We start from the raw sequence: 26200 nt of genomic DNA on the forward strand, positions 1-26200 counted from the left end.
GCCGCTATCAAATCTCCGCCGTCTCATACCGTCATGCCGGGGCCGATGCTTTCAACCTCTGGAACGACTATGCCGCCCAAATGCGCGCTTGAAAGTCCGAGGACTTGCCCTTCTCAATCACGCGCAAACAAGTTGGCAATGCCTGCGAAACACGTAGCTTCCGAACTCATCCGTTATGTCATGGCCAAAGCCTTGGAAAGCCCGATCAAATGGCACTTTGCGGTTATCGCCGGGATGCAGATACTTGCCGTTCATGCCGCATTGCCAGATTTCGACGCGGCGCCCAACTTGCGGCCGCCTGTCGCGATCCACGATGATGCCACGCAGGGTGAAGATTTCGCCGCCAGCCTCCTCAACCAGCCCTGCGATTTTGACCAAGTCATTGCCGATATCAGGCATCCGCATAGAGGGCTTGGGATAGAACAGCCCTTCTGCAGCTCGTGGGGTCAGGACAGCAGCAATGGCGCTGGTCGCAAGGGCGCTACTTCCCACCAGCCCCGCAATTCCAGCGAACACGCTGCGGCGTGTTTTCTTTGGTGTCGTCAAAAATTGCTCCCTTTTTTCAAGAGAGGTCCGGACGCCCGACTTCTATGGCCAACGATTGTTTATCGTAGTCCAGTGTGTATCGGTCTCAATGCCTGCCGTTCTCGGTTCGCAATTTCTTGTGCACTATGCAAAGCTGATTACAAGGGGCTCTAACCGACCACGAATGCAGTGGCGCAATCACACGATCTCGCTCCCTCCAAGTGTCAGACCGGCCCATTGCGGACCCTGGTGCCCCAACGAAGCACTGCGGCGAACTTTATAGGACCAGCCTTTCGGTAAACTGGGCATTATATGACCGTCGCTTCAGGCCACAGAGTACAGTTTCAACAAGTTCTGCGGCATGTTCAACATTAACACCTATGACTTGATCTCAGTCCTCGATTGTAACTTGCGATGAGGTGGTGTTGTCTGGTCCGGCACGCCTAAGGAACCACCATATCGATATGATCGATACCAGTAGCAAGAGGAGCGCGATCGGATATTCGACGATCCGTGCCAAATCGCCGTTCATCAAAGCAAGGCTTTGCGACAGCGACATCTCGAAGCGCGGGCCCAGAAAGAAGGCGATGATAAAGATGACGACCGAGTAACCGAAGCTGCTCATCAGATAGCCGACACCGGCAAAGACCAGCATTACGATCACGCCGAATATTCCACCTGTCGCCAAGGAAACCCCGACGATGCAGAGCAACAAGGCCGAAGCGAAGATAATGGATTCTGGCGCCGAAACGACCTTCACCCAAAATCTTAACCCCACTTGACCAACCCAAAGATTCAGGAAATTCGCCATGATCATGGCACCAAACAACCCATAGATCAGGCGGCCCTGATCCTGGAACAGCAGCGGTCCCGGTTGAATTCCATGGATCATGAAAGCACTGATGATCAGGGCCGCGCCGACACTGCCGGGAATGCCAAGCGTCAGTAGGGGAATGAGGTTAGAACCCACAACCGCAGAGTTAGCGGATTCCGCTGCCGCGATGCCGTGGAGATTGCCTCTGCCGAACGAACTGGGATTTTTCGAAGCGCTTTTGGCAGAGGCATAGGACATGAACGCCGCCGCCGTTGATCCGATCCCGGGCAGCGCACCCAGAATGGTTCCGATCACCGCACCTCGGAGCATGGTGAACCGGCAGGCCCAGTATTCAGCCCAGCTGACGCGCCGGTCCTGGGGGTTTCCAGTGTCCTTGACCTCGACCGCAGATTTCACCTCGCCGGACATTTGTGCCAGACGGCGCAGGATTTCCGCGATGGCCAGCGTTCCTATGGCGACCGATGCCAGAGGCAGCCCGTCGTAGAATTCGAACATGCCGAAGATCAGACGGGGGGTGTAGTTTTCCGGGTCGGTTCCGACCGAGGCGCAAAGCAACCCCAGGGCCGCGGCGATAACCCCCTTGATCAAGGAATTGCCGATCAGCCCGGAAAGCACCGAAAACGCAAAGACCATCAGTGCGAAGACTTCGACAGGCCCCATGCGCAGAGCCAGGATTGCCAAGGGAGCCGAAACGGTAATAAGGACCAGGTCGCTGAAGGTGTCCCCGGTTACCGAAGAAAACAGCGCCATCTTTGTGGCTTTCAATGGTTTACCGTCCCGTGCGAGCGGGTAGCCGTCCATGGCCGTTGCGGCCGCGTCAGGAGTGCCGGGTGTATTCATGAGTACCGCTGGCACGGCACCGCCAACCAGCCCCCCCTTGTTTACGCCGACCAAAAAAGCGATGGCCGGCAGCGGATCGAGGCCGAAAGTAAACGGGATGGCGATTGCCATAGCCATCACCGGGCCGATTCCGGGAACGGCGCCAACGAATTGGCCGACGACGACGCCGAACAGCACAAATGCCAGGTTCCAGAGCGTAAAGGCGTCGGAAAAACCGGACAGAATTGTGGAAAGATCAACCATGTCCGCTCTCCTCAGGGCAAGGCTCGGTCGAGGACCTGCGCGACCAGAAACCAGATCGCCGCGGGCATTCCTACAACACCGCCCATCAACCAGAAGGGACGCCGTTCACCGATCAGCAGCATGATGACCAGGGCGATCACGGGGGCGACATAGACGAATCCAAACCGGCCCATGAGAACGAGCCCGACCATGAGTAGGCCGAAGTAGATCCCCGCCCGGACGAATTCGCTGACCTCTTGCGTGTGGTGTTTCGTGGGACGCAGCATCAGCAAGGCACCGCAGAGACTCAGTACGATAGATATGGCATTGGGAATGGTGTCGGGGTGGACCCAGCCATCTTCCACCTGTTCGACGAAGGTCGGAATGATGAACAGATAGAGCGCCAGTCCGAACAGCAAAAAGAAAAGTCCGGACGCACGGTCTGCGTTGATCTTCATGATGGCCTCCTGAATTTCCCCCCGCCGAAACCTGTCCGGCGGGGGAAGTCGATTACTGCCCAAACAGGACTTTGACGTTCTCTACACCGTCGACCATCATCTTCTCGGTGCCCTCGGCGCCGAGGTTCAGGACTTCGGTTGTTGCGGCGTTGCGAACGATCTCGGCCACTTCATCCGTGGCCAGTGCGTTTTCAAGCGCCTTGGTCAGGGCAGCGACAGCGGCAGGATCGGTGCCTGCAGTTGTGGCAAAATAAAAGTAGGGGTCGAGATAGGCGTCGATCCCTGCTTCACGCACCGTCAGCACGTCCGGCGCATAGTCATGACGAGCGTCATTAGCGCTGGCGATCATCTTGAAGTCACCCGACTCGAGATATTTGATGTGGGTACCAGCCGAGAACCCCGCCATCACCTGGCCGCCAAGGATCAGCTTTTGGGTTTCCGCCTCACCCTTGGTCGACACAAAACGGAAATCTGAGTCGGTCTCTCGGTTCACGACTTCCATTAGCAGCTTTTGTGGCGGAGCGCCGAAGCCGATGGCCAACCCGTCATTGGCTTTAGAATACTCGATCATACCGGCAAGGTCATCGAACGGCGCATCAGCCCGGGCGATCAGCGCCAATTGGGCTCGCGAAATAGTGCCGAGGTAATCGAAACTGTCGAGATCGAAACCAAGTTGGTCGCCGCGCTTTACGAGGTTGATCAGGATAGGCATGTTGACGCCCAGACCGATGACATTCCCCTTTGGCGGCATATTTGCGATGCCGGTGAACATGGCGACACCACCGCCGCCTGTCTTGTTCTCGGCGATGATGTTCCAGCCGGTTTGTTCTTTCATTACCTTGGCGATGACACGGCCCATTGTGTCGGTCGATCCACCGGCGGCGAAACCGATCTGCAGGCGAAGTGTGCCATTTGGTTTCCAATCTTCGGCCATTGCGGCTCCGGCAAAGGCCATCAACGCGCCGGACACAAGCCCGGTGATTGTCCGTTTCAAGTTCATGGTTTCCTCCTTTTTAATCTGTCTTTGGATCTTGCGTGCAGGGCAGATGGTTGATGCCCCTCCGGATCATCCTGCCCGTCTGTGTCAGTGAGAGACAAAAACGGGTATTTCGGCCTCTCTGAGAATGTGCTTTGTAACTCCGCCGAACAGGTCTTCGGATAGTTTCGAGTGTCCGTAGGCGCCCATGACCAAGAGGCCCGTTTTCCGTTCCATGCAGAAGTCGAGGATCGTCCGGGCAGTTCCGCCAGGTCCTTTCGGTACCACGACGTGTTTTGCCTCGACCCCATGGCGTGCCAGCAGGGTTGGCAGATTGATGCCTTTGGTTTCCTGTCGGGCGCCTTTGTCCCCCACCGTGACGATTGTGACCATCTGCTTGGTTTCCAGGATGTTCATGGCGTCGAACAGGGCACGGGACGCATTGCGCTTGCCGTCCCAGGCGATCACCGCGCTTTCGTTGATTTCGGTCGGGCGAAAATGCTTGGGCGCAACCAGGATCGGACGGCCGCTTGCATGGGCAATCCGATCTGGGTGCAGAGCGTATTCATCGGCTGCCGGCAGGTTTTCATATTGTCCCAGAACCGTGACATCAAACATCCGCGTGTAATAGGAAATAGTCCGGTCCGGATCGGCGTGAACATCGATCCAGTGTTGTTTGTCGGAATCGACTTTGCCATCGAGGTAACCGCGAAACCTGCCTTCGAGTTCCGCCACCCGACCCGCAATGATGTCATCCAGAGAGGCAGAAACTTGCCGCGCCAGCCACGGAGGGAAATTCTGCACGGCGTTTGACACGCCATGCGCGACGATGCCAGTCAGATGGGCATCGTATTTTCGCGACATCTGTACGCCCAGATGCAAGGCGGTGTCTGACGCCTCGCCACCGTTATAGGCGACCAGCAGATTTTTCAGTGCCATGCCTTGTCTCCCAACTCGTCGCTATCCGCAACTAGGATTGGTTGGCAAACAAGTTAACGTGTGAATGGCTTCATGGCTGTCCACTGAAACATATGACAAGAAGGCTTCTATTTCGGCTGCCGCATGTCCTTCACACGGTGACCGGTGCCTTTTGCCGTCAGCTTGGCTGGGACATCGTTTTCATCCTAATCTCCGATCATCACGCCGATGCCCCATTTCGAAATTGATAAGCTTCCATCGGCATGTCGCAACCATGAACACCACGGCCTCCCGCGGGCGGGGCCCAATAAGGACGCCCTCGTTGTTGGTTGTGAAATCGACCCCGCAAAACACCGCCCCACGATCCGTATCTGACTTTTTGCCATACAGAACCAGCAGCAGGGATTCTCCTTCGAGGATGTGACTTGCCGCCTGCTAATTCCGGGAATGTCGGCGCCAAATCGAAGCTTTGCGCCAAAGCGTTACCGACTGTGCCGCGGCCACGGCCTTGGTCGAAGGGCCAAACGGGTTTTGTTCCACGAAGGTTTCGTCACAGGGCGACCCTGGGAAAAGGCGTTGACGTTATGTACAGAAAGGTCGGCCTTGTATTCCATCTGCGTTGCTTCACTGATAGTTTTCAGGCGCTCCTTGAGTGTTGGTGTCGTTTCGCCATATTCAGGGAACCGGTCGAAATCTGCCCGTGACGATAGGCATCAAGCTTGGAGAATTATGTCCCGTGTTGCAGGGGACAGGTCCGACAGCTTGGTCTCCGTTAAGTCCCCAAGTTGCCAACGCCACGAAATCTACTCATCATGAGATCATGACACTTGAAAATTTCTTCAGCGGTAAAGGGGCTCCGGAGTTCCTGAAAATATTGTCGTCTTGTTTGGCGTCTGTCGGCTCTGCGGACTTTAATGTACATTTTCTGGACATGATCGAATATGTCATCAAGGCCGATCAATGCATGATCTTCTCGTACAAGCACGACCGTCCGCACTGCTATCTTTCGTTTAATGAACGGCAGAAGCAGACTGCAAAGAACATGGCGCACAAATACCTTCGAGACGGGTATCTGCGCGACCCATTGCGCACAGATATCGAGGCGACAAAACAAGACGGAGAGATGCGTATTTTCACTCTGAGAGAGCTTTCCGATCGGATGTCGCCAGATTATAGGCAGGAGTTTTTTGAGAAGACAGGAATTGTCGACAAGATCACGGTGCTTGCGCGGAGCGACGACGAGGTGGTTGGTATGAACTTCTACCGTTTTCAAGAAAACGGGCCGTTCATCATCAGCGAAGATGAACTCCGCCGCGACTTCTGGACCCTCGTGTCGAAAATCGTATTGCTGCACTATTCCGGAAACCAGCCTGCACAGCTGCAAAGCCCGCTCAATTCACTGTCAGGCCGCGAAAAGGAGATTTGTGAGGCCATCCTGAGAGGCCTGACAACAGACGCCATCGCCTGGGAACTTGATGTGGCCGCCAGTACTGTCAATACCTACCGAAAACGGGCCTATGAAAAACTGGGCATCAATTCGAAATCCGCTCTCTTTGCCTTGTGCGCGTGAGGTTGTTGACAGCAGTACAATGGTCACCAGTTCATTCTGCCTTGTCCCTTAACCCAGAGGACAGACAAGAGCGCCGCTGCAATGAAAGACTGCGCAGGAACGCGCAGTATTCAAAAGGTGGACGGCATGAGACCCGCAGGAAAAGGTCAACTGGACTCGCTGTACTTCACATATCCGCACTTTGATGCCCCGAAAGGTGCTGAACGGCGAGGACTTTCAAGTCGGGTAAAAGTCGCCATCGTCGGTGCCGGACCGGTGGGCATGACCGCGGCGCTGGCATTGGCAAAAGAAGGCATTCCGTCAGTATTGCTCGACAACAAGCCGACGTTCAATGATGGCAGCCGCGCGATCTGCATCGAGCGTCAGAGCTACTACATGCTGGATAGCATTGACGCACTGGACCCGTTTCTGGAGAAGTCGCTGGGATGGACGACAGGCCGGTCATTCTATCGCAATCAGCAAATCCTCGAGTTCGAGATGCCGGATGGGGAGAACGAAAAATACCGTCCGATGTACAATATCCAGCAACAATATATCGAAGAATATCTTCATGACGCCGTGGCCCGCAATGATCTGATCGACATGCGCTGGCAGAGCGAGGTCGTTGCAATCGAGGATCTGGCGGTTGGCGTGGAGCTGACTGTCAAGGACAGTGAGGACGTCTATGACCTTTGCGCCGATTGGGTGCTGGCTTGCGATGGGGGAAAAAGCCCGATCCGCAAAATGCGCGGGTTGCGGCTCAAGGGCGAGAATTATGAAGGTCGCTATGTCATTGCAGACGTGCAGTTGGATCATGATTATCCCACGATCAGGCGGGCTCTGTTCGACCCGGCCTGCCGTCGCGGCGGTACGGTTCTGATCCACCGGCAGCCCGACAACATCTGGAGGATCGACTACCAGTTGTTCGAAGAAGAGGCGACGGAAGAAGCCATGCAGGAAGACCAGATCAGGGCTAGTGTGCAAGGTGTGTTGCATGAAATTGGTTATGAAGGTCCGTGGAACCTGGAATGGTGGAGCGTTTACACCGCCAACACGCTGGCCTTGGATGACTACCGCGACGGCCGGGTGTTCTTTGTGGGCGACAGCGCCCATGTCGTACCGATCTTCGGCGTGCGCGGTTTGAACAACGGCTTCGCCGATGCGATCAATATCGGTTGGAAACTGGGCTGGGTTCTGAACGGAAAGGCGGGACCAGCGTTGCTGGACAGCTACACGCCCGAGCGGCGCGGCGCGACGATGGACGTGTTTGCGAAGGCCTCCAAAAGCGCACGTTTTATGACACCGCCGACACATGGGTGGGAAGTGATGCGTAATGCCGCTTTGTCGCTGGCAATGGACCACGAATTCGCAGGGCAACTGGCCAATCCACGCCAGATGCGCCCCTATATCTATGCTGACAGCCCGGTTGTGACACCGTGTGCCGATGTGTTTACGGCGGGCCCCGAGGTTGGAAAGGTTCTGTCTGAGGTCAAGCTGGATCAAGGCTATTTGTCCGACCAGTTGGTCCATGGTTTTACGGTTTTGTGTTTTGATCACGCACTTGCTGATGCCATCCAATCTGCGGCTTCATGTGAACCCTTAAGCATCCTTGTGCAGCCGTTAGAAGGTCCAGTCGCGGAGTTCTATGGCGCGACAAAAGACACGGTATATCTTATCCGGCCCGACCGGCATGTCGCCGCTCGCTGGAATACCGCCACGCCGGCCGGTGTGCTGACGGCCTACAAAACTGCGGTTTGCAAGTGAGGAAATATCTGATGTCGCAAGTCAACATCGAAACAATCTATGAGGCAATTGCCAAATCCATTGATCTGGTCGGCCCGCAGCAATCCGAGCAATTTCTCGCCAGACTTGCCCTGCTTCTAAGCCACGAAATCGACAGTACGGAAAAGGTCCTGTCGCTGGTGCAGCAAGCGGCCTTGTTTCAGGAGTAAGACGGGCCATCAATCCCAACAAATTTCTTGGGCATCAATCCGGTTTTTTCTGGGGTTGTCGGGCGTTTCTTTCTTGTTCGAATGACTGCATTCGTGATTGCCAACTTGTCTGCGCGTTCTGGAATGGTAAAGCGTCGTGAATGAAGATACTGCCCAATGTGCTGCGCCTGAATGGGTTTCGTTTCCCGCGCGAGGTCGCCAATGCCGTCTGGGCCTATCATCGCTTTTCGCTCACCACAGCCGATATTGAAGATCTTCTTGCTGAGCGCGGAGTTGCGGTCAGCCGGGAAACTGTCCGGCAATGGAATAACCGCTTTGGTGATCACGTCGCCAATTGCATCAGGCGAGACCTGCCCAAGGCGGCCGACCAACGGCATTTGGATGAAGTGGTCATCCCGATCAACAGCCGAAAATGCTGGCTCTGGCGGGCAGTGGATGCGAACGGGGATGCCCTTGATATTCTCGTCCAATCGCTGCGGCCCGCCGCTATCAACTCTTCGCCATCTCATTCCGTCACGCCAGGACCGGTACTTTCAACCTTTGGGACGGCTAGGCTTTCGAAATGACCGCCTGACGAACACAAATCAGGCCGCATTCAGGCGCGGGAATACAAGTTGGCCATGCCGTTGGCGCTGCGGATCAAGTCAGGAAGCCTATACCGACGAGGATAACTCCTGCTATGAAAAGAGTTTCTACGACAATAAGTGCGATGGCGGCGGCTCCGACCGACAAAACTTGTTTCAGATTTGTCTTCATGCCAACTGCCGCGATGGCAATCAGCAACAACCAGCGTGAGGTTTGGCTCAGAAATTCTGCAATTAGAGTTGGGATTAGCCCGAACGAACTGACAATTGCCAGGATCAGAAATCCGACGACAAAACCAGGCAGGATAGGAGGGCGTTTTCCACCACTGTCAATTTCGGAAAAGTTGCGAATAATCAAAGAGGCAACAAGAACCACTGGGGCCAGCATCGCCACGCGAAACAGTTTCACCAGCGTTGCAGTGTCGCCGGTCTGTTCCGAAATCGAAAAACCTGCACCAACGACTTGTGCAACATCGTGGATAGTTCCGCCCAAAAATATGCCGCCGGCAATTTCATTCATCCCGAATGCACGCACCAGAATGGGATACGCAATCATGGCGATGGTCGACAGGACTGTGACACCCAATACAGTAAAAATCAGTCTCTCTTCCGAGCGTTCGTCCTTAGGCAGAATGGCGCTGATCGCCATGGCCGCCGATGCACCGCAGATCGCAACCGAACCGGCGGTCAGGAATGCAAACCGCCACTTGTGGCCAAAGAAGCGAGCAATAAGCAGGCCGAAAACAATAGTTGCCAGAACACCACCAATCACCAGCGCGATAAGATTCCAGCTGAGCCCGAGCATCAGCGTCATCGACACCCTGACTCCCAGCAAGGCTACTCCTACCCGGAGAAGGGATTTCGCGGCAAAGTCGATGCCTTCGACGGTCTTACCTTCGTCACTCAGAAAGTTCACCGCAATACCTAACAGCAGCGCCAGCAGCATTGCCGGGGTCGCGTAGTGCTCAGACAGGAACTTGGCAGTTACCGCAACAGTGATCGCCACCATCACGCCGGGAAAAAGAATGCGGGCATGCCGACTATAACGTTGGCGCAAAGTTGACATCACTTCGTCTGCGGCAATCATCTTCATTTATCCTTTGTCGGAATCGAACTGGGATACACGCCACGCGAGGGCCAGTGCCAAGAGTGTTAGGTGACGAGCGATTGCAATACGGTGACGGCGATGATCTGTGTCACATCATCCGCACTACACCCACGTGATAGGTCGTTGGCAGGCTTGGCCAGCCCCTGCATCACCGGACCAATCGCAGCATAGCCTCCTAAACGCTGAGTCATTTTGTATCCGATGTTCCCTGCATCCAGGTTCGGAAAGATCATTACGTTTGCCTGGCCCGCAACTGTCGAGCCGGGTGACTTTCGTTCACTGATCGACGGGTCGAATGCCGCATCGAATTGCAGTTCACCATCCACATTCAGCTCCGGATGGTTCGCGTGCAGCATTTTTGTCGCGTCTTGCACTTTATCGACGGCGGGATGCTTCGCGCTGCCTTTTGTCGAAAAACTCAGCATCGCGATTTTCGGTTCTTCCTGTAGCAGCGCCCGTGCAGAGCCTGCCGATGCGACTGCAATATTCACTAATTCTTCTGAGGTGGGATCAATCACGAGACCGCAATCGGAATACAACATGGCTCGTGCGCCCGGCTGCGTATCCTCGGGTGGGTACATAAGAAAGAACGACGAGACCATTCCCGCGTCCGGCTTCACCCCAACGACCTGGATCGCGGTGCGCACCACGTCGCCTGTTGTGTGAACTGCACCGCCAACCGTGCCCGTGGCGTACCCTGTACGAACCAGCATCGCCGCATAAACCAGCGGTGTTTCTACGGCCCTTCGCGCAGCAGCCTCATCTATGCCTTTGTGTTTGCGCAGTTCGTAGTATTCGCGGGCAAACTCTGGGGCCAGTTCGGATGTAGAGGGGTCGTGAATTGACACCCCTTTTCCAATCCGGGCCGAACCTGATTTCAACTCCGCTTCAACTTCGGCATGAGGGCCGACCAGAATGATATCAGCCAACCCCGCCGCCTGAGCGGCCAGCGCCCCTTTTACGATACGGGGATCGCTGCCTTCGCTCAGAGCGACAACAGGATGGGTCGCCGGGGCGCAATCGCGCAACAGTTCAATCGGTGTTTTGGTCATGTGTCCCGGTCTTTATCCTGATACTTACACTTGCGACAGTGCCATGTCTGCAGCGTCGATGCCTGCCACGCGAACCGGCTTTTTCATTGCGTCGCGACGGAATGGATCGCCCAGTTCCTGGTTGATCAATGCCTCGATCAGGGTGGTTATGCCATTCTCCTGATCGATGATCGCCTGGTTCAGCGCTGCGGTCAGCTCGTCCATCGTACGAGCCTGAACGCCCTTCAGTCCACAGGCGTTGGCGATACCGGCATACGAAACCTGCTGATCCAGTTCGGTGCCCACGAAGTTGTCGTCGAACCACAGGGTTGAGTTGCGCTTTTCCGCGCCCCACTGGTAGTTGCGGAAGACGATCTGGGTAATCGCGGGCCATTCCTCGCGGCCGATTGCAGTCAACTCATTCACCGAGATGCCAAAGGCACCGTCGCCAGCAAAGCCCACAACCGGAATATCCGGACACCCAATTTTGGCGCCAATGATCGAGGGCAGGCCGTACCCGCAGGGACCAAAGAGGCCCGGCGCCAGGTATTTGCGGCCTTCATCAAAGCTGGGATAGGCGTTGCCGATGGCGCAGTTGTTGCCGATGTCGGACGATATAATCGCCTCGCGCGGTAGTGCCTGCTGGATCGCGCGCCAAGCCATGCGCGGGCTCATCCAATCTGGTTTGGCTGCACGTGCACGCTCGTTCCAGGTGGTGCCCGGATCATCGTTCTCATGCGTCAACGAGCTCAGCTCTTGTGCCCAAGCCGACTTGGTCTGCGCGATATGGGCCTTGCGTGCGTCCCGGCCTGCGTCACCGGCGTCATCCGCCAATTGACCCAAAATTCCGTTTGCCACATTGGCCGCGTCGCCGACAATACCAACAGTAACGTCTTTGGTCAGGCCGATCCGGTCCGGATTGATATCCACCTGGATGATCTTGGCTTCGGTCGGCCAGTAATCAATGCCATAGCCAGGCAAGGTCGAGAACGGATTCAGGCGGGTGCCGAGACACAGAACCACATCCGCTTCAGAGATCAGCTCCATGCCCGCCTTCGAGCCGTTATAGCCCAGCGGACCAGCAAATAGTGGGTGGTTGCCCGGGAAGGCATCGTTGTGCTGGTATCCAACACAAACCGGTGCATCCAGACGCTCGGCCAACGCTTGTGACGCAGCAATCCCGCCTTTCGACAGAACAATGCCCGCGCCGTTCAAAATTACCGGCTTCTTCGCCTTCGACAGAAGTGCTGCCGCGTCCGCAACGGCTTTCGTGCCACCCGAGGGACGTTCGAAATCAACGATCTTTGGCAATTCGATGTCGACAACCTGGGTCCACATGTCGCGCGGAATGTTCATCTGCGCAGGGGCCGATGCCCGCTTGGCCTGCATGATCACACGGTTCAGAACCTCGGCCACGCGGGTCGGGTCACGCAGTTCCTCCTGATAGGCAACGCAGTCTGCAAACATGCGCATCTGTTCCATTTCCTGGAAACCGCCCTGACCAATAGTCTTGTTCGCGGCCTGCGGTGTTATGAGCAACAGCGGCGTGTGGTTCCAGTAGGCCGTCTTAACAGCCGTCACAAAGTTGGTGATGCCGGGGCCGTTCTGGGCAATCATGATCGACATCTCGCCAGTTGCCCGGGTATAGCCATCGGCAATCATCCCGCCAGTGCACTCATGCGCGCAGTCCCAGAACGTGATTCCGGCTGCAGGAAAAATATCCGAAATTGGCATCATTGCCGAGCCAATGATCCCAAATGCATGCTTGATGCCATGCATCTGCAGCGTCTTAACAAAAGCTTCTTCGGTCGTCATCTGCATGTGTTTGTCTCCTGGACAGGGTAAAATGGGGGGTGGCTTTAAGCGGTCATGTTGCGATCTTCTAAGATCAGATCGCTGCATTTTTCTCCGATCATGATGGCGGGTGCATTTGTATTGCCGCTGACGATGTCCGGCATGATCGATGCGTCTGCGACGCGCAGACCTTGTACACCGCGCACTCGAAGACGCGGGTCGACGACCGCCAAGTCATCGACACCCATTTTGCAGGTAGATGTTGGGTGATAGATCGTCTGGGCCATATTGCGCGCGGCTTCGAGGTAATCATCGTCCGTTTCAATTGTGCCGGACGGTTCGTGTTCACGTACGACGAAGGGCGACAGTGCCTTGGTCTTGGTCATGGCCCGTGCGAATTTCACGGCCCGAACAGCACAAAGCTGATCCGCGGTGGCCGACAGATAGTTTGGCACAATCTTGGGATAGACATGCGCATCTGGTGCCGCAATGTGAATGTGCCCACGGCTTTCGGGGCGCAGTTGACATACCGAGGACGTAAACCCTGAGAACGGATGCATTTCGATCCCGGGTTTGTCAGCCGAAAGCGGTTGGAAATGGAACTGGATATCAGGAGTTTCCAACCCCTCCATAGACTTGGCAAAAATGGCAACCTGAGAAGCACCCAGGCTCATGGGGCCTGTGCGACGCAAAGCGTATTCGATACCTATGCCCGCGCGATGAAAGATATTATTGATCGCATCGTTCAGTGTTGGGACGTTGACCTCATAAACAAGGCGGATTTGAAGGTGATCCTGAAGATGCTCGCCCACACCCGGTAATTCGTGTCGGACTTCGACGCCGGCGGCTTTCAGGATGTCAGGGTCACCAATGCCCGAAATTTCGAGCAATTGCGGCGAGCCAATCGCCCCGGCGGACAGGATGACCTCACCGCCAGGCTTTAGCATCGCTTTTTGCGGCGAGCCTTTGCGGTCATATGCGACCCCGGTCACCTGTTTAGGCGCATCGGCGGCGAATATCAGACCTTTGGTATGAGCATGGGTGACGATTTCCAGATTGTTGCGCTTGCCCTTTATCGGTGACAGGAATGCCTTGGCGGACGAACAACGGAACCCTTTGCGGGCAGTCTGGTGAAAGTAGCCGACACCTTCCTGTTGTTCGCCATTATAGTCATCTGTCCGGGGCACGCCCATCTCGACGGCGGCGTCAATGAACGCTTCGGATATTTTCGACTTGGCGCGGATCAGAGATACCGCCAGTTCGCCATCCTTACCGTGCAACTCGGAATCTGCATCCTCGTGGTTTTCCGAACGTTTGAACAACGGCAACACGTCATCCCATGCCCAGCCGGTGTTCCCCAATTGAGCCCAGCGATCATAGTCTTCTCTCTGGCCACGCACGTAGAGCAACCCGTTGATTGAACTTGATCCGCCCAGAGTTTTCCCGCGCGGCCAATCCAGCGAACGGTCATTCAGCCCAGGATCGGGCTCGGTCTTGTAACACCAGTCCGTATTCGGGTTGTGCAGTGTTTTGAAATACCCAACAGGAATGTGAATCCACGGATTTGAATCCTTTCCACCAGCTTCCAGCAAAAGGACATTGATACTCGGGTCAGCAGACAGACGGTTGGCGATGACGCAGCCTGCGGAACCCGCTCCGACGATTATGTAATCAAAGTTCATTTCTACCCCAAGTTATGTCTGGCTGGCGCCACGTGTGAAAGATGTGCCCGCGTCATGGCTGTGGCCAAACCCGCCTGCGCACCTGGGTGCAAATCCGTGCATTTTAGGAATCTTGACCGGTAGCGAATTTCCCTCTGGCACCATGCGAGAGGGTCTGTGTCTGGAGCTGCAGCACGGGCCTGGACCGGTTTCGGAGAGATGGCGCTGGTCAACTAAGGGATCACGAATCAACTCGGGGTGACGGCTGTGCTGACCGGCCATCAGACATCCAAAAGAACGTGGTCGGACAATGGCGAAAATTACTTCCATACTGGTCTCCTCCCAAAGTTGCTGAAAAAAGGTCTATACAAATTGCTGCAATTATTCTAGTCTTTTTTGATACGAAACGTCTCATTTTTTGCGAACAGGGAGGTAAGCAATGGAGATCGGCAAAAAACTAACGGGTATTTCACGGCGGGATTTTTTCCGCGTGGCTGGCCGGTATGGTATGAGTTCCACGCTACTGGCTGCAGGAGGCTTCGGGGGCGCGATGAGCCTTGCGAATCTAGCGCAAGCCGCTGAATCGACATATGAAAAGCGGTTCTCAAAAGAACCCAAGCATACTTTGAAATTCGGCGCTTCGGGGTTCAACACCCGCAACCTGTTGATTGAACGCGCAGGTGCGATTGAGTTTGCGCGCGACTTGGAAGAACGGACCGACGGTGAGATTCGCATCGAGTTCATCGGCGACAACCAGATCTGTGGTCAGTTGAGCTGTGTCGAGAAAACCCAGCAGGGGATCGTCGACATCTATGCGGCTTCGACCCAGAACTCGGCGGGTGGCGCGCCATATCTGAACGTGTTGGACTATGCCTACATGTTCCCCAGCCGCGCGGCGCAGTATCATTTCTTTTATAGTCCCGCGAGCCAGCGCATTCTCCGCGAACCGCTGGAAAAACGGCACGGGCTGAAGTTCCTTTTCACCCATTGCGAACTGCGTGGTCTGCAAATGGGGTCTACCTTTGCCGACAAACCAACCGTCACCAAACTGGAAGAGTTGTTCGGTACTAAAAACCGCGTAACAGGCACACAGCTAGGCCGGATCGCCATGCAACTGCTGAACCTGAACCCGGTACCGGTGGCATGGGAAGAAACGTTGGACGCCCTGAAAACAGGTCTGATCGACGGGGCGGAAACCTGGGCGTCAGCCGTCGCCTACGCCAATATGTCACCAGTCGTATCCCAATCGGTGAACCTAAAGTTCTTCTGCGGAACCGAGCACACCTCAATGTCCGCCAAGGTCTTTGATGGGCTGAGTGGCGAATTGCAAGACGCCGTCATGGAATCGTCTTACTTCACACAGGCGCTTATCCAGGGTGCAAACGAAGCCGCGCTTTTGAACACGGTTGGCTTCTCGGATCCGCAATTGCCCAACACGATCTTCGCGGAAAACGGCGTGCGCCCGGCCTTCCTGGCGAACGATCAGATCAAACTGGCCGAAGAGATGTGCGCCCCCAACTACAACCCCGAACCTTGGGCACAATGGCGCGAGCGGTTGAACAAGTGGTCTGGCGGAATCGACACCTATCAGGAAATTTACGACGTCGCGCGCGAGATTCCAGCAGACACTCTTCCAGAGAATGTCGAACCGCGCCGCTGGTGGAAAGGTGAGGCCTGATACAACTTTGAGACCCAGCCCCAATCGGGCTGGGTCAATCAAACACCAACAGGGAGGACGGGGTTCATGTCATTTTGGGCAGATCTCGGTGCAATTTTCAGCGCCTTACTCAGCCAGGATTCGTTCGAGATACAATCCGCATTGGCGTCTGACGCAACTTGGGTCGTCGGCACTGTAGTTTCGGCCCTGGGTGGCTTACTCATCATGTTGATCTATCGGACAGTGCCGTTCATTGAACGACACTTTGAACGGGCTGTGATGGTTTATTCGTACCTGGCCATCTCTATGATCATCTTCTGGGGAGTGATTGACCGGTTTGTCTTTAACAATCAGGAACCCTGGTCCACCACCATTCCCCCGCTGTTGTTCATGGTTATGGCCTGGTTCGGCGCGTCCTATAATGTGCGCTTACGCACCCACCTGTGTTTCAGCGAGTTCCGCACAGCCATGCCGCGTGCAGGACAATTGGCATGCCTGTTTCTGGACGCTGTCCTTTGGTTCATATTTGCCGTTATCGTTATTGTCACGACGACGCGGCTGGTGGCGCTGTCGGCCTCGAACTTTCAGATTGTTCTGGGGACAGACAACATTATGCAATGGTGGTTCCTTCTTGCAGCACCACTTTCCTTCTTCCTAATGGTCGGGCGGGTGTTTCAGAATCTGGCCGACGACTTGCACAACTGGAAAACTGGCGAGCCGCTGATCAAGCAGGCCGTGATTGGAGCGGACTGATGGCTGACGGAACTTGGGTTACACTGATCTCGCTGGGCGTCACGTTCCTGTTCATGCTAGGCGTACCGGTATTACTTGTTATCGGGTATTGGGTGATAGGCTGTTCGTTTGTCCTCGGCCTGACGCTGGACAATATGGGCGCCGAGTTGCTCAACGTGTTCAACAAGGGCTTTGCACTGCTCGCGATGCCACTGTTCATCCTGACCGGGGACCTGATCAACAGATCAGGGATTGCCCGACGGCTCAGCGATTTTGCCTATGCCTGTCTGGGCTGGATACGCGGCGGGTTAGCTATGGCATCACTTGGGGCGTGCGGATTATTCGCTGCAATCTCAGGCTCAAACTCAGCCACGACGGCAACAATCGGGTCGATGCTGCATCCGGAAATGGTCAAAGGTGGCTATGACGAACGCTTTAGCGCGGCCACTGCCGCAGCAGGTGGTACTGTGGGGATCATCATTCCTCCGTCGATTATCTTCATTGTCTATGGTTTCCTGATGAATCTGCCGATTTCCGAACTGTTCGTGGCAGGCATTCTTCCCGGTGCACTGATGGTAATTGGCATGCAGTTCGCGTGTTGGATCATTTGCCGGATCAACGGCTGGGGGCATCTCATTCCGTTGCAATTGAATCGTGTCCTGAAGACCGCTTTTGGTGCATGGCTTGGATTCTTTGCGATCGGGCTGGTGTTATGGGGCATTTATACAGGCAAGTTTTCCCCGACCGAGGCAGCGGGCGTCACCGTTGGGTTCTGTATGATAGCTGGTCTTGTCAGCTACCCAATCAACCGGATCATGGGCGCGCGCGACGATATCCTGCCAACTGACAAGAGCTTTGCTGAAATGTTGGTCGTCGAAGGGTTCACTGTCCCCGAGATTCCATCGATCGTCATTCGCTCGGCGCAGATCACCGGGATTCTTGCGCCGCTGATCGCAATTTCAGTCGTTATGCAACAAATCCTGTCTTTGCTGGGCGCACAACAAACCATCGGAGATTTCGTGACTTCGATGGGTGGCTACTACGCCGTTCTGTTCACCTCGATGGTGATTGTGTTCTTCTCGGGCATGGTGTTGGAAAGCCTGCCGGTGACGATCATTCTGGCGCCGATCCTTGCACCAATCGCAGCCTCGGTCGGTGTTGATCCGATCCATTTCTCGGTGATCTTCCTTGTGGGTGCATCCATCGGCTTTATCACGCCGCCGTATGGGTTGAACCTCTATGTGGCGTCGGGTGTAACGGGCGTGCCTTACTTCCGTCTGTTGCGGTACACGGTGCCGTATCTGGTGGCGCTTCTGTCGGTCTGGATTTTGGTGGCGTTGGTGCCTGATCTGGCCTTGATCCTGCTGCCAAATAACTAGAATGTTGCAGGATGGCCGAGACGGAAAAACAAGACAAAGAAACCCAGATTCCGACCAATCTGCGTTTGCTTCTTATTCTGGAAGAGGTGGCGCGGCGTGGTGTGGCGGTAAAACCCGCTGAATTGATCGATGCCCTCGGCCTGGCTAAGCCAACCGTTCACAGGCTGCTTCAGACAGCCGAGGTCGAGGGTTTCCTACAGCGTGATCTGGACGGTCGTTCTTATGGTCCGGGTCCCCGATTGCGCAAACTATCGGTCAACATAATGTCTTCCGAACATTTGCGGACCGCACGGCTTGCTATCTTGCGAGGCGTCGCGGACAAAATCGGCGAGACATGCAACCTCGCCATCCCCGACCGCGAGGGCATGATCTATCTGGACCGGGTGGAAACCAAATGGCCGTTGCGGATTCAGCTGCCAATCGGGACCCAGGTGCCGTTTCACTGCACCGCCAGCGGTAAAATGTACCTGTCCACGCTGCGTCAGAAAACATTGGATGGCGTGCTGGAAGCAGGGCCTTTAAAGCAACACTCAGATCACAGGTCTATTGACACAAAGGCATTACGTGCCGAGCTGAAAACTATTGGCGAACGAGGGTATTCTACCGACAATGAAGAGTTCATGATCGGCATGACCGCAATTGCCGTGCCGATCAATGACGAACACGACCGCATCACTGCAACACTGTCAGTCCATGCACCTATCCAACGCCATGATATCAATGGATTGATAGACTTTCTTGCGATCCTAAAGCCAGCTGCTGGAAGGCTGGCCAAACTAATAAATGAATAAGGCATTCCAATTTGTTTGCCGCGACTGAATGCGATCTGGTTTGTACCCGCCACGAGGTCATTTCGAGAGCGTAGCCATCCCAAAGATGGAAAGAATTGGTCTTGGCGTGACGGAGTGAGATGGCGGAGAATTGATAGCGGCAAGAGCGAAAGACAGTATTGATCTGATCGTGAGCGGCAAAAAACCTTTGCGCCTGCTTTGCGGACTTGAAACGTCCCATCAGCTTCTCGCGCTTTCGAGTGGGCCTGCGTGATCCTTCATCCTTCGATCCGATTGTTTAACCCTTTATGTGCTCGGTGAGCTGCACCCACCGCAAGATCGCGGATCGGCCTGAAATAGCTTCGCAACTTATCCGTGATCACGACACGGGGTTCGTAGTATTGCGAAATCAACCGCTTCAAAAAGCGCCGGGCCGCCTTGGCGTTCCGCTGTAGTTGGACGAGAATATCATAGGCATCCCCGTTCGCATCCACCGCCCGCCAGTGCCAGCGTTTTCAGCCGTAGATCGGGATGACCACTTCGTTCAAATGCCATTTGTCGGGCGCCTTTGGCCGGTTTCGCCTGATGCAATTGGCGAAATGACCACCAAAACGGTTAACTCACTGTCGGACAGTTTCCCGGCTGACCGTAACTCCGCGATCAGCGAGAAGATCGTCAACATCGGCTTTACTGAGCGAAAAGCGATGATAGGCTCAGAAGGCATTGCCGATGATCTCGCGCGGAAAACGAAACCTCATCAGGTGCAGCACTTTGGGCGGAATCTTCATGCGTGGCGCTTTACCAGTTCAGAAAGCGCAAACATGTTGGCAATCACGTTTCGGCAATTCCGCCAGAATGTCGTGTTACCCTGCGGTTTAGCGTGGTGAAATCCACAAAAGCGCAGCGTTCGGCTATGATCTCCTCATCATCGCGATATGACACTCCTTAGCGACCATTGAAGAAACGGTGAACAGGATCACATCCCTCGGATATTGTTTGTCTTTGAAGGAATATTTGAGCTCGCTTTCGACCTGAAAAGACAGACAGTCATTCACACACAAGCTCCAAGAGCGTTAATGGTCAGAAGTTTGCGACAGAACTAGGTATCCGGCCATAAAACCCTATTCCATTTTTACGAAACACCTGTTTACGTTTCGAGCATGGGAACTCTCCTATAGCCCGAGTTTTCATTGACGTTTGATCGAGGATCGTGGCCAAATGACACAGAAATTCGCGCTTTGGTCCATTCCAATTTCAATCGCCGTACTGGTCCTAAAGCTGCTGGCTTGGTGGTTGACAGGCTCAGTGGCTTTGCTTTCGGACGCAATGGAGTCCACCGTGAACGTCATGGCCGCTCTGCTCGCGTATTTCGCGGTGCGGGTTGCCAGTAAGCCGCCGGATAAAAACCACCCATTTGGTCACAAAAAAGCCGAGTACCTATCTGCGGTTGTGGAGGGCATACTGATTGTGCTCGCGGCCTTTTTGATCATCAGAGAAGCGGTGTTGGCACTTCCTAATCCACATCTTGATGATGCGCCGCTGCTTGGTATCGCCATCAATATCATTGCGACTGGTGTGAATGGTGCTTGGGCCTATCTGTTGCTTAAAATCGGCAGGCGCGAGGGGTCGCCTGCCTTGGAAGCAAGTTCCCGACACATTTTCACGGACGTGATGACATCAGTTGGCGTCGTGGCGGGGCTTTTATTGGCTCTCGTCACGGGATGGCTGATCCTTGATCCGATCCTGGCAATTCTTGTTGCGCTAAACATCTTGTGGGAAGGATGGAAAGTTATCCGGGCATCCGTGGATGGTTTGATGGATGTGAGCCTTTCCGACCATGACTTACAGGTCGTTTCTGCTGCTATTGAAGCAAATCTCGGATCAGCTTTGGAGTATCACGACCTCAAAGGGCGTAGATCCGCGAATGTCATATTTGTCGAATTTCATCTTGTTGTGGACGGGTCAATGTCTGTCAGCGCGGCTCATGACATATGCAATGAAATCGAAGAAGAATTGGAGCATTTGTATCCGGGTTCTGTCTTTGTCATTCACCTCGAACCTGACGAAGAGTTGCAAGGTGACAGGGTTGGTGCACACTGAAATCTTTCGAAGGCCCTGTGAAAGCAATTTCAGTTGGTTTCGCGTTTCTGCCTAAGACGTTCGGCCTGCAATTAATCAGACCTAAGCCCGATGTGGGGAAACAGGGGCCACGATAACCTGTCTCCAGTTCATGAAACGCGTCGAACAGTATTGGAGGCGAAGATGAAAGTTCAAAGAAAGTTAGGCCAACTTCTCAGCACAGCGGCACTGGCTTCGTTGATTGCAGTGGCGCCGTACGTGCCAAAGTTTGACGCTGACGGTCGTCTGCAACTTGAGCCAACCTACGCTTTTGCCAAGAGTGGTAAAGGTAAAGATGGGGATGGTCGCGATGATGATCGGGATGACGACCGCGACGATGACCGTGATGATGATCGCGACGACGACCGCGACGATGACCGTGATGATGATCGCGACGACCGTGATGATGACCGTGATGACAGTTCAGGATCAGGCAAAGGCGGTCGCGACGATGATGATGACGATGACGATGACTCGAAACGCGCCAACAGGGGCAGCGGAAAAAAGGATCGGTCTCATGCTGGGGGCAAGGCTTCAGGTTCGGCCGGGATAACAAAGGTCGAAACAAGCGCTAACGGCATCGAAGTGCGTTACGCCGACGGAACCAAAGAAGAGATCGAAAACGGCAAGTATGAGAGAAAGAATGCTCAGAACCGAACCGTCGAGGAGCGCCCCGCGACTGGCGCCGATGTCTCAAGGCTCCGGTCTTTGGCAAATGGTATCTCAATCGATAACGTGCGCTCATCCGGACAAGGGGGCACTGCTGGTAGCCGGCCCACGAAAATAGAACGCCAGGGCAACAACATCGAAGTAAACTACGCAAATGGTTGGAAAGAAGAGATTGAGTTTGGGCGCTACGAGTTGAAAGACCCGTTCAACCGCACTGTTGTTGAGAGAAACGCAACTGCCTCTGATCGCCGGAGACTACAGTCGGTTGCCAACTAAACAATAACTCTGGTCAATGTTCCGCTGGTGGTTTCTTTTAGTGAGAGACCGCCAGAGTCATCAAAGACACCGCAACTAGTCTGCTTTGTTCCAAACATCGTGCGCTATCAGAGCTGCCTCTACCCGATTTCGCGCATGAAGTTTGGACAGGATTGCCGTCATATAGTGCTTCACGGTTTTTTCCTGAAGGTCTAGGTCCTCCGCTATTTCCCGGTTGCTTAACCCCTTGGCCACACGTCGAAGTATTTCTTCCTCTCGATGCGTAAGATCATTGAGGATGTCATCTTTTTTGGAAGTGTCGGCATCGCTGTTAATCTGAAGCAGTACGCGCGACGCCAGACCTGGCGAAACGAACCCCTCTCCCGCGGCAATGTTGCGCAGTGAACCTGTCAATTCGCTAGCTGTCACGCCCTTTACAATGTACCCTATCGCTCCTGCCTCCAAAGCATCCGCGACATCACTGCTGTTCTCTGAGACTGTCAAAATTGCAATGAAGGGAGGGTTCGCCATCGCCGCAATCTTACGTGTAGCGCTTATCCCACCACCCGGCATCGAGAGGTCGAGAATAGCTATGTCAGGCTGATGCTTTCCAACAAGTGAAATCGCCTCGTCTGCATTTGAACCGGCAGCGAGAACTTCGAACCCGTCGGCTTCTTCTAACGTACGCTGCAAACCGTCCCTGAAAATCGGATGATCATCCGCTATAACGACAGATGTTGTCATGATGTAATGTTCTTTCTGGGAAATAGTGTCATCGTGATGGTGGTTCCTTTGCCAGGGCTCGACGATACCTCGAACCGGCCACCGATACTTTCGACCCGATCTCGCAAACCCATCAACCCCTGGCCTCCATCGTCCCGTAAAACCGCGCCGTTTGTAGGATCAAATCCGGGTCCGTCGTCGTTGACATCAATGACGATGCGATCACTTTGCACCTCACAGGTGACTGTGCATCGGGAACTTGGCGCATATCTCGCGGCATTGGAAAGCGTTTCCTGGAGAAACCGAAACACACACAACTTGTCGGACACTGACAACCCGGGTGCCTGGCTTCCTTGAAACGAAACTTCCGGTCGCAATGGGCTGTGTTCCGAGTGATCTTCTATGGCTCTTTTCACGACATCGATGAGTGCCAGGTTGTCGATGTCCGGAGCAGACAGCCCCCGCGACAATGCACGAATTTCAGCCAGGGACTTTTGCAAGGATTGTTGAATTTCCTCTGCCTCTTTAGGCTTTTCGGCCCCTTCGGGAAACGCGGCCTCCAATCGAAGGGCGGCGAGTGAGAGGTATTGAGCGGGACCATCATGCAGCTCGCTACCAAGTTTTCTAAGAAACCGATCTGTTTGAGCGGAATATCTTTCAGATGCTTCGATTACGCGCGACCGCAGCATGGCATTCTGCTCGGCCATCTTTTCACTTTCAGAAAGACGCTCCTTTAGGAGACGCCCTTGCCGTCGAATTGTGTTGTCGCCAATTGCAACGATAGAAAACAGCACAATCGTACTTGCCACAAATGCCGAGCCGACGAACAGCCAGCTTGTTCTTCTTGCTCTGGCCATGTCCAGTTTCAGTTGATCAGCTCTCTCATAGAACTCGGCGACTGCAATGATTTCGCCGGACCAGAGTTCGCGAATAGGGCTGTAGACTTCCAGTAACGGTATCCCTAGTGCCGCTTCCGCGGCGCTTTCGGCATGATCGAGCTCTTCGAAAGAGCCGGAGATCTCTCCGCTCCATGCCCGCTTCAGATCTTCAGTTGGATTGAAACGATTACCAATTGCGGCTGTATCGGAAGCATGCGCAATCAACCCTTCTTCTTTCCAAAATTTGTAAGAGACAATGCGGTCACGCATTGGTTGGGTCATGAAAATCTCATCCAGTGCCCGGCTCGCCTGCTCTGAAAGACGGTCGCCATGTGCCAATTCCTGACTGAGGGGGGATACGATGCTCTCCATATACAGCGCCGCAGAGTTGGCGGAGTTCTGTACGACGGCGTTCTCTATACGATTTGACACCCAAATCCCGACAATTGCAGTAGCAGACCCCATCACGACAATACTGGCCGCGAGAAAAACTCGCGACAACGGCCAATTGCCAATCGTCAGGTCAGCTACTTTCGCTCTCATCGTGAAATTGAATATGTACTACAAATTCTTAACGCACCACCGACCTTAGTCTGACGCGATCTGGTCTAAAAACCGGAGCTTGAGTTATGCCCCAGTTGCGAGACTTAGACGCCCTCCATCATTCTCAACGTGACAGCATCGGTCAGCGAACAATCCCGCTGTCACAATTGGCTGTGTGCTCGCTCAATACGTCCTCCATGCGTCTTAATTCATCGATCTTGCTTCGTACGTTAGCGATATGAGCCCAAGGAAGTTCTTTCACGGATCGGCAATCTTCGTCACCTTCCTTCGGCAGATACAAAAGCACCTTTGCGTCTGAGAGTGGAAATTCCATATCACGGCACTGCTTTAGAAATCGAAGACTGCCAACAATGCTTGCTGAATAGAGTGAGAATTGCTCAGAGCTTGTGCAGGTTTCGGCACGATTCCTTCGTGTTCGTAATTACGGATGGTTTCAGTTCCGACGGCGCCTTGACGGGAAGCTTCTCCTATCGCAATCACGTGAACCGCTCCCTTTGGTTCTGTCGCGAAAATTTAGGATGGTCTAAATCAGTTTGCCGTCGGACACAGTTATCCTGCGAGTGCCGCGAGCTGCCTGAAACCGGGTTCACCGTTTGCACCAAATTGCCCTTTTCGGATCATGTGAGCGACCTCGATACCTTCCAGGGTCGCTACTGCTGAATGGAGGCCCCGAAGCCGAGCATCGCCCGGGTCAAGCGTTTGATAAACCGATGATCCTGTTCGATAACGTTGTTCAAATATTTGACCTGCCGGATCTCGATCTGGCGACCTGATCGGGCAAATTTCACGACCCAGCGGTTCAATGCGGCGTGGTCAACCGCAACGCCACGTTCGGCCATGATTTCGTCGAGATCGCGATACGAAACCCCATACCGAATACAGAAGAAAATGGCGTACAGGATCACGTTTTTCGGATAATGCGCGCCTTTGAAGTCCACCGTCATGCTTTCTACTCGGCTTCCTTTGAACACCAGTCTTCTATGACCTAGTAAAATCCAAAGGAAAGACGGGCGAAACCTTGCGACAGATCCAGATATCCTGCGCCTGATCGCCCTGCAAACGCAAAACAGCGGCAAGCCCCAGATCGAAGCCGAAATCGACGTCGGGGACGCGATTGCCACCTTCGAGTATTACGCTGAGCTCGCTGATGGCCTTGATGCCGCTCAGGGCGCACGGGTCACCCATGCGGGTAAGGTGCATTTCGGGTTTGTGCGACATGAACCGGTCGGTCCTGTCGGAATGATCGTGCCCTGGAACTTCCCGCTAGTTACAGCTGCATGGAAACTGGGCCCGGCGCTTGCAGCTGGCTGCACCACAGTTCTGAAATCGTCGGAAATGACGCCGTTTGCCGATTTGGTTTATGGCGACATCGCTCAAGAGATTGGCTTCCGGTCGGCGTGCTGAACCTGCTGACCGGAGATGCAGAGACAGGTATAGCACTGACCGGCAATCCCCTTTTCCGCAAGATCTCGTTTGCCGGCTCCAATATGGTTGGCAGTCAGGTCATGAAGGCTATCTCGCGCCGCTGCCTGCCGGTTGCATTGGAACTGGGCGGAAAGTCTCCGATCGTGGCCACAGCGGATGCGGATGTCAATCAAGCTGTTGACTGCATTATTGGCGGCATTTTCTTCAATGCAGGTCAAATCTGTTCCGCAACCTCGCGGCTTCTCGTGGATAAGTTTATCGAGTCAGAACTGATGGACGCCCTGATTTCCGGAACCCAAGCACTTAGCCACGGACCCGACAAAGATGACGGTGCTGACATGGGGCCAACTACGACCCGGCAACAATTCGAGAAGATCCAGAGATATCTGGAACAGGCTCAGGTAGACGGTTTGGACTGCGTAACGGGCGGTACTGCCCATGGTGAGACCGAAAACTTTGTCGAACCTACGATCTATCGTAATGTGGCACACGACAATCCTGTCTGGATCGAAGAGATTTTCGGGCCAACCCCTCGCTACCACAGCCTTAGACGATGAAGCAGAGGCCGTTGCTTTGG

At 54.5% G+C, this 26200-nt stretch carries 21 protein-coding genes and 5 pseudogenes; 12 read left to right on the forward strand and 14 right to left on the reverse strand.

Annotation, left to right across the window (positions count from 1 at the left end; all coding sequences use genetic code 11):
* Positions 1-92, forward strand: a pseudogene (locus tag AC2TCY_RS09230) (IS6 family transposase); the annotation flags it as partial.
* Positions 93-117: 25 nt separating this feature from the next.
* Here AC2TCY_RS09230 and AC2TCY_RS09235 read toward each other — a convergent pair.
* The 5 genes from AC2TCY_RS09235 to AC2TCY_RS09255 form a co-directional block, all read right to left on the reverse strand.
* Complete coding sequence (locus AC2TCY_RS09235) at positions 118-546, reverse strand: dioxygenase family protein (protein ID WP_480846989.1); 429 nt, start codon at positions 544-546, stop codon at positions 118-120.
* Between the two features lie 370 nt (positions 547-916).
* Complete coding sequence (locus AC2TCY_RS09240) at positions 917-2443, reverse strand: tripartite tricarboxylate transporter permease (RefSeq protein ID WP_480846990.1); 1527 nt, start codon at positions 2441-2443, stop codon at positions 917-919.
* A gap of 11 nt (positions 2444-2454) precedes the next feature.
* Entirely contained in the window at positions 2455-2880 is a 426-nt protein-coding gene (locus tag AC2TCY_RS09245) for a tripartite tricarboxylate transporter TctB family protein (protein WP_480846991.1), read from the reverse strand.
* A gap of 52 nt (positions 2881-2932) precedes the next feature.
* Positions 2933-3880 (reverse strand): tripartite tricarboxylate transporter substrate binding protein, encoded by a 948-nt coding sequence (locus AC2TCY_RS09250; RefSeq protein WP_480846992.1) that lies wholly within the window; start codon positions 3878-3880, stop codon positions 2933-2935.
* An 84-nt stretch (positions 3881-3964) separates the two neighbouring features.
* The gene (locus tag AC2TCY_RS09255; protein ID WP_480846993.1) at positions 3965-4795 is read right to left on the reverse strand and encodes a universal stress protein; all 831 of its coding nucleotides are present in this window, start codon (positions 4793-4795) and stop codon (positions 3965-3967) included.
* A 799-nt stretch (positions 4796-5594) separates the two neighbouring features.
* Here AC2TCY_RS09255 and AC2TCY_RS09260 point away from each other — a divergent pair.
* From AC2TCY_RS09260 to AC2TCY_RS09275, 4 genes and pseudogenes are all read left to right on the forward strand, one after another.
* Positions 5595-6344 (forward strand): helix-turn-helix transcriptional regulator, encoded by a 750-nt coding sequence (locus AC2TCY_RS09260; protein WP_480846995.1) that lies wholly within the window; start codon positions 5595-5597, stop codon positions 6342-6344.
* A 126-nt stretch (positions 6345-6470) separates the two neighbouring features.
* Positions 6471-8087 (forward strand): FAD-dependent monooxygenase, encoded by a 1617-nt coding sequence (locus tag AC2TCY_RS09265; RefSeq protein WP_480846996.1) that lies wholly within the window; start codon positions 6471-6473, stop codon positions 8085-8087.
* Positions 8088-8098: 11 nt separating this feature from the next.
* Entirely contained in the window at positions 8099-8275 is a 177-nt protein-coding gene (locus tag AC2TCY_RS09270; protein ID WP_480846997.1) for a hypothetical protein, read from the forward strand.
* 140 nt (positions 8276-8415) lie between these two features.
* A pseudogene (locus AC2TCY_RS09275) lies at positions 8416-8760 on the forward strand (DDE-type integrase/transposase/recombinase); the annotation flags it as partial.
* A 154-nt stretch (positions 8761-8914) separates the two neighbouring features.
* Here AC2TCY_RS09275 and AC2TCY_RS09280 read toward each other — a convergent pair.
* From AC2TCY_RS09280 to AC2TCY_RS09295, 4 genes are all read right to left on the reverse strand, one after another.
* On the reverse strand, positions 8915-9946 hold the full coding sequence (locus AC2TCY_RS09280) for a YeiH family protein (protein ID WP_480846999.1): 1032 nt from the start codon (positions 9944-9946) through the stop codon (positions 8915-8917).
* A 65-nt stretch (positions 9947-10011) separates the two neighbouring features.
* The gene (gene pta, locus AC2TCY_RS09285) at positions 10012-11019 is read right to left on the reverse strand and encodes a phosphate acetyltransferase (protein WP_480847000.1); all 1008 of its coding nucleotides are present in this window, start codon (positions 11017-11019) and stop codon (positions 10012-10014) included.
* A 24-nt stretch (positions 11020-11043) separates the two neighbouring features.
* Positions 11044-12819: a sulfoacetaldehyde acetyltransferase gene (xsc, locus tag AC2TCY_RS09290; RefSeq protein WP_480847002.1), complete on the reverse strand. Its 1776-nt coding sequence runs from the start codon at positions 12817-12819 to the stop codon at positions 11044-11046.
* A gap of 38 nt (positions 12820-12857) precedes the next feature.
* A complete protein-coding gene (locus AC2TCY_RS09295) occupies positions 12858-14474 on the reverse strand; it encodes a GMC family oxidoreductase (RefSeq protein ID WP_480847003.1) in 1617 nt (538 codons plus the stop codon).
* A 418-nt stretch (positions 14475-14892) separates the two neighbouring features.
* Between AC2TCY_RS09295 and AC2TCY_RS09300 the strand changes: the two genes are divergently transcribed.
* The 4 genes from AC2TCY_RS09300 to AC2TCY_RS09315 all read left to right on the forward strand — a co-directional run bounded on the left by AC2TCY_RS09300 (position 14893) and on the right by AC2TCY_RS09315 (position 19012).
* Positions 14893-16131, forward strand: a complete 1239-nt coding sequence (locus AC2TCY_RS09300) for a TRAP transporter substrate-binding protein (RefSeq protein WP_480847004.1) — start codon at positions 14893-14895, stop codon at positions 16129-16131.
* A 66-nt stretch (positions 16132-16197) separates the two neighbouring features.
* Positions 16198-16863: a TRAP transporter small permease gene (locus tag AC2TCY_RS09305; protein ID WP_480847006.1), complete on the forward strand. Its 666-nt coding sequence runs from the start codon at positions 16198-16200 to the stop codon at positions 16861-16863.
* On the forward strand, positions 16863-18221 hold the full coding sequence (locus tag AC2TCY_RS09310; RefSeq protein ID WP_480847007.1) for a TRAP transporter large permease: 1359 nt from the start codon (positions 16863-16865) through the stop codon (positions 18219-18221). The genes AC2TCY_RS09305 and AC2TCY_RS09310 overlap by 1 nt, the downstream gene beginning before the upstream one ends.
* Before the next feature lie 11 nt (positions 18222-18232).
* Positions 18233-19012: an IclR family transcriptional regulator gene (locus tag AC2TCY_RS09315; RefSeq protein ID WP_480847008.1), complete on the forward strand. Its 780-nt coding sequence runs from the start codon at positions 18233-18235 to the stop codon at positions 19010-19012.
* A 52-nt stretch (positions 19013-19064) separates the two neighbouring features.
* Here AC2TCY_RS09315 and AC2TCY_RS09320 read toward each other — a convergent pair.
* Positions 19065-19779, reverse strand: a pseudogene (locus AC2TCY_RS09320) (IS6 family transposase); the annotation flags it as partial.
* A gap of 430 nt (positions 19780-20209) precedes the next feature.
* Here AC2TCY_RS09320 and AC2TCY_RS09325 point away from each other — a divergent pair.
* Positions 20210-21091, forward strand: a complete 882-nt coding sequence (locus AC2TCY_RS09325) for a cation diffusion facilitator family transporter (RefSeq protein ID WP_480847009.1) — start codon at positions 20210-20212, stop codon at positions 21089-21091.
* A gap of 162 nt (positions 21092-21253) precedes the next feature.
* A complete protein-coding gene (locus tag AC2TCY_RS09330) occupies positions 21254-22054 on the forward strand; it encodes a hypothetical protein (RefSeq protein ID WP_480847010.1) in 801 nt (266 codons plus the stop codon).
* Positions 22055-22129: 75 nt separating this feature from the next.
* Here AC2TCY_RS09330 and AC2TCY_RS09335 read toward each other — a convergent pair whose 3' ends face one another.
* The 4 genes and pseudogenes from AC2TCY_RS09335 to AC2TCY_RS09350 all read right to left on the reverse strand — a co-directional run bounded on the left by AC2TCY_RS09335 (position 22130) and on the right by AC2TCY_RS09350 (position 25142).
* Positions 22130-22777, reverse strand: coding sequence for a response regulator (locus tag AC2TCY_RS09335; RefSeq protein WP_480847012.1), 648 nt, complete (start codon positions 22775-22777; stop codon positions 22130-22132).
* Positions 22774-23904: a sensor histidine kinase gene (locus tag AC2TCY_RS09340; protein ID WP_480847013.1), complete on the reverse strand. Its 1131-nt coding sequence runs from the start codon at positions 23902-23904 to the stop codon at positions 22774-22776. Before AC2TCY_RS09340 ends, AC2TCY_RS09335 begins: the two co-directional genes overlap by 4 nt.
* Before the next feature lie 415 nt (positions 23905-24319).
* The gene (locus tag AC2TCY_RS09345) at positions 24320-24511 is read right to left on the reverse strand and encodes a MerR family DNA-binding protein (RefSeq protein WP_480847014.1); all 192 of its coding nucleotides are present in this window, start codon (positions 24509-24511) and stop codon (positions 24320-24322) included.
* A 236-nt stretch (positions 24512-24747) separates the two neighbouring features.
* A pseudogene (locus AC2TCY_RS09350) lies at positions 24748-25142 on the reverse strand (DDE-type integrase/transposase/recombinase).
* 151 nt (positions 25143-25293) lie between these two features.
* Here AC2TCY_RS09350 and AC2TCY_RS09355 point away from each other — a divergent pair.
* Positions 25294-26180, forward strand: a pseudogene (locus tag AC2TCY_RS09355) (aldehyde dehydrogenase family protein).
* Positions 26181-26200: the final 20 nt, after the last annotated feature.

This window comes from Ruegeria sp. HKCCD7181, assembly GCF_057221055.1.

Excerpts from the sequence above, each read along its gene's own strand:
- AC2TCY_RS09240 (WP_480846990.1), bottom strand. The coding sequence starts at position 2,443 with ATGGTTGATCTTTCCACAATTCTGTCCGGTTTTTCCGACGCCTTTACG.
- AC2TCY_RS09245 (WP_480846991.1), bottom strand. The coding sequence starts at position 2,880 with ATGAAGATCAACGCAGACCGTGCGTCCGGACTTTTCTTTTTGCTGTTC.
- AC2TCY_RS09250 (WP_480846992.1), bottom strand. The coding sequence starts at position 3,880 with ATGAACTTGAAACGGACAATCACCGGGCTTGTGTCCGGCGCGTTGATG.
- AC2TCY_RS09255 (WP_480846993.1), bottom strand. The coding sequence starts at position 4,795 with ATGGCACTGAAAAATCTGCTGGTCGCCTATAACGGTGGCGAGGCGTCA.
- AC2TCY_RS09260 (WP_480846995.1), top strand. The coding sequence starts at position 5,595 with ATGACACTTGAAAATTTCTTCAGCGGTAAAGGGGCTCCGGAGTTCCTG.
- AC2TCY_RS09265 (WP_480846996.1), top strand. The coding sequence starts at position 6,471 with ATGAGACCCGCAGGAAAAGGTCAACTGGACTCGCTGTACTTCACATAT.
- AC2TCY_RS09270 (WP_480846997.1), top strand. The coding sequence starts at position 8,099 with ATGTCGCAAGTCAACATCGAAACAATCTATGAGGCAATTGCCAAATCC.
- AC2TCY_RS09280 (WP_480846999.1), bottom strand. The coding sequence starts at position 9,946 with ATGATTGCCGCAGACGAAGTGATGTCAACTTTGCGCCAACGTTATAGT.
- pta (WP_480847000.1), bottom strand. The coding sequence starts at position 11,019 with ATGACCAAAACACCGATTGAACTGTTGCGCGATTGCGCCCCGGCGACC.
- xsc (WP_480847002.1), bottom strand. The coding sequence starts at position 12,819 with ATGCAGATGACGACCGAAGAAGCTTTTGTTAAGACGCTGCAGATGCAT.
- AC2TCY_RS09295 (WP_480847003.1), bottom strand. The coding sequence starts at position 14,474 with ATGAACTTTGATTACATAATCGTCGGAGCGGGTTCCGCAGGCTGCGTC.
- AC2TCY_RS09300 (WP_480847004.1), top strand. The coding sequence starts at position 14,893 with ATGGAGATCGGCAAAAAACTAACGGGTATTTCACGGCGGGATTTTTTC.
- AC2TCY_RS09305 (WP_480847006.1), top strand. The coding sequence starts at position 16,198 with ATGTCATTTTGGGCAGATCTCGGTGCAATTTTCAGCGCCTTACTCAGC.
- AC2TCY_RS09310 (WP_480847007.1), top strand. The coding sequence starts at position 16,863 with ATGGCTGACGGAACTTGGGTTACACTGATCTCGCTGGGCGTCACGTTC.
- AC2TCY_RS09315 (WP_480847008.1), top strand. The coding sequence starts at position 18,233 with ATGGCCGAGACGGAAAAACAAGACAAAGAAACCCAGATTCCGACCAAT.
- AC2TCY_RS09325 (WP_480847009.1), top strand. The coding sequence starts at position 20,210 with ATGACACAGAAATTCGCGCTTTGGTCCATTCCAATTTCAATCGCCGTA.
- AC2TCY_RS09330 (WP_480847010.1), top strand. The coding sequence starts at position 21,254 with ATGAAAGTTCAAAGAAAGTTAGGCCAACTTCTCAGCACAGCGGCACTG.
- AC2TCY_RS09335 (WP_480847012.1), bottom strand. The coding sequence starts at position 22,777 with ATGACAACATCTGTCGTTATAGCGGATGATCATCCGATTTTCAGGGAC.
- AC2TCY_RS09340 (WP_480847013.1), bottom strand. The coding sequence starts at position 23,904 with ATGCGTGACCGCATTGTCTCTTACAAATTTTGGAAAGAAGAAGGGTTG.
- AC2TCY_RS09345 (WP_480847014.1), bottom strand. The coding sequence starts at position 24,511 with ATGGAATTTCCACTCTCAGACGCAAAGGTGCTTTTGTATCTGCCGAAG.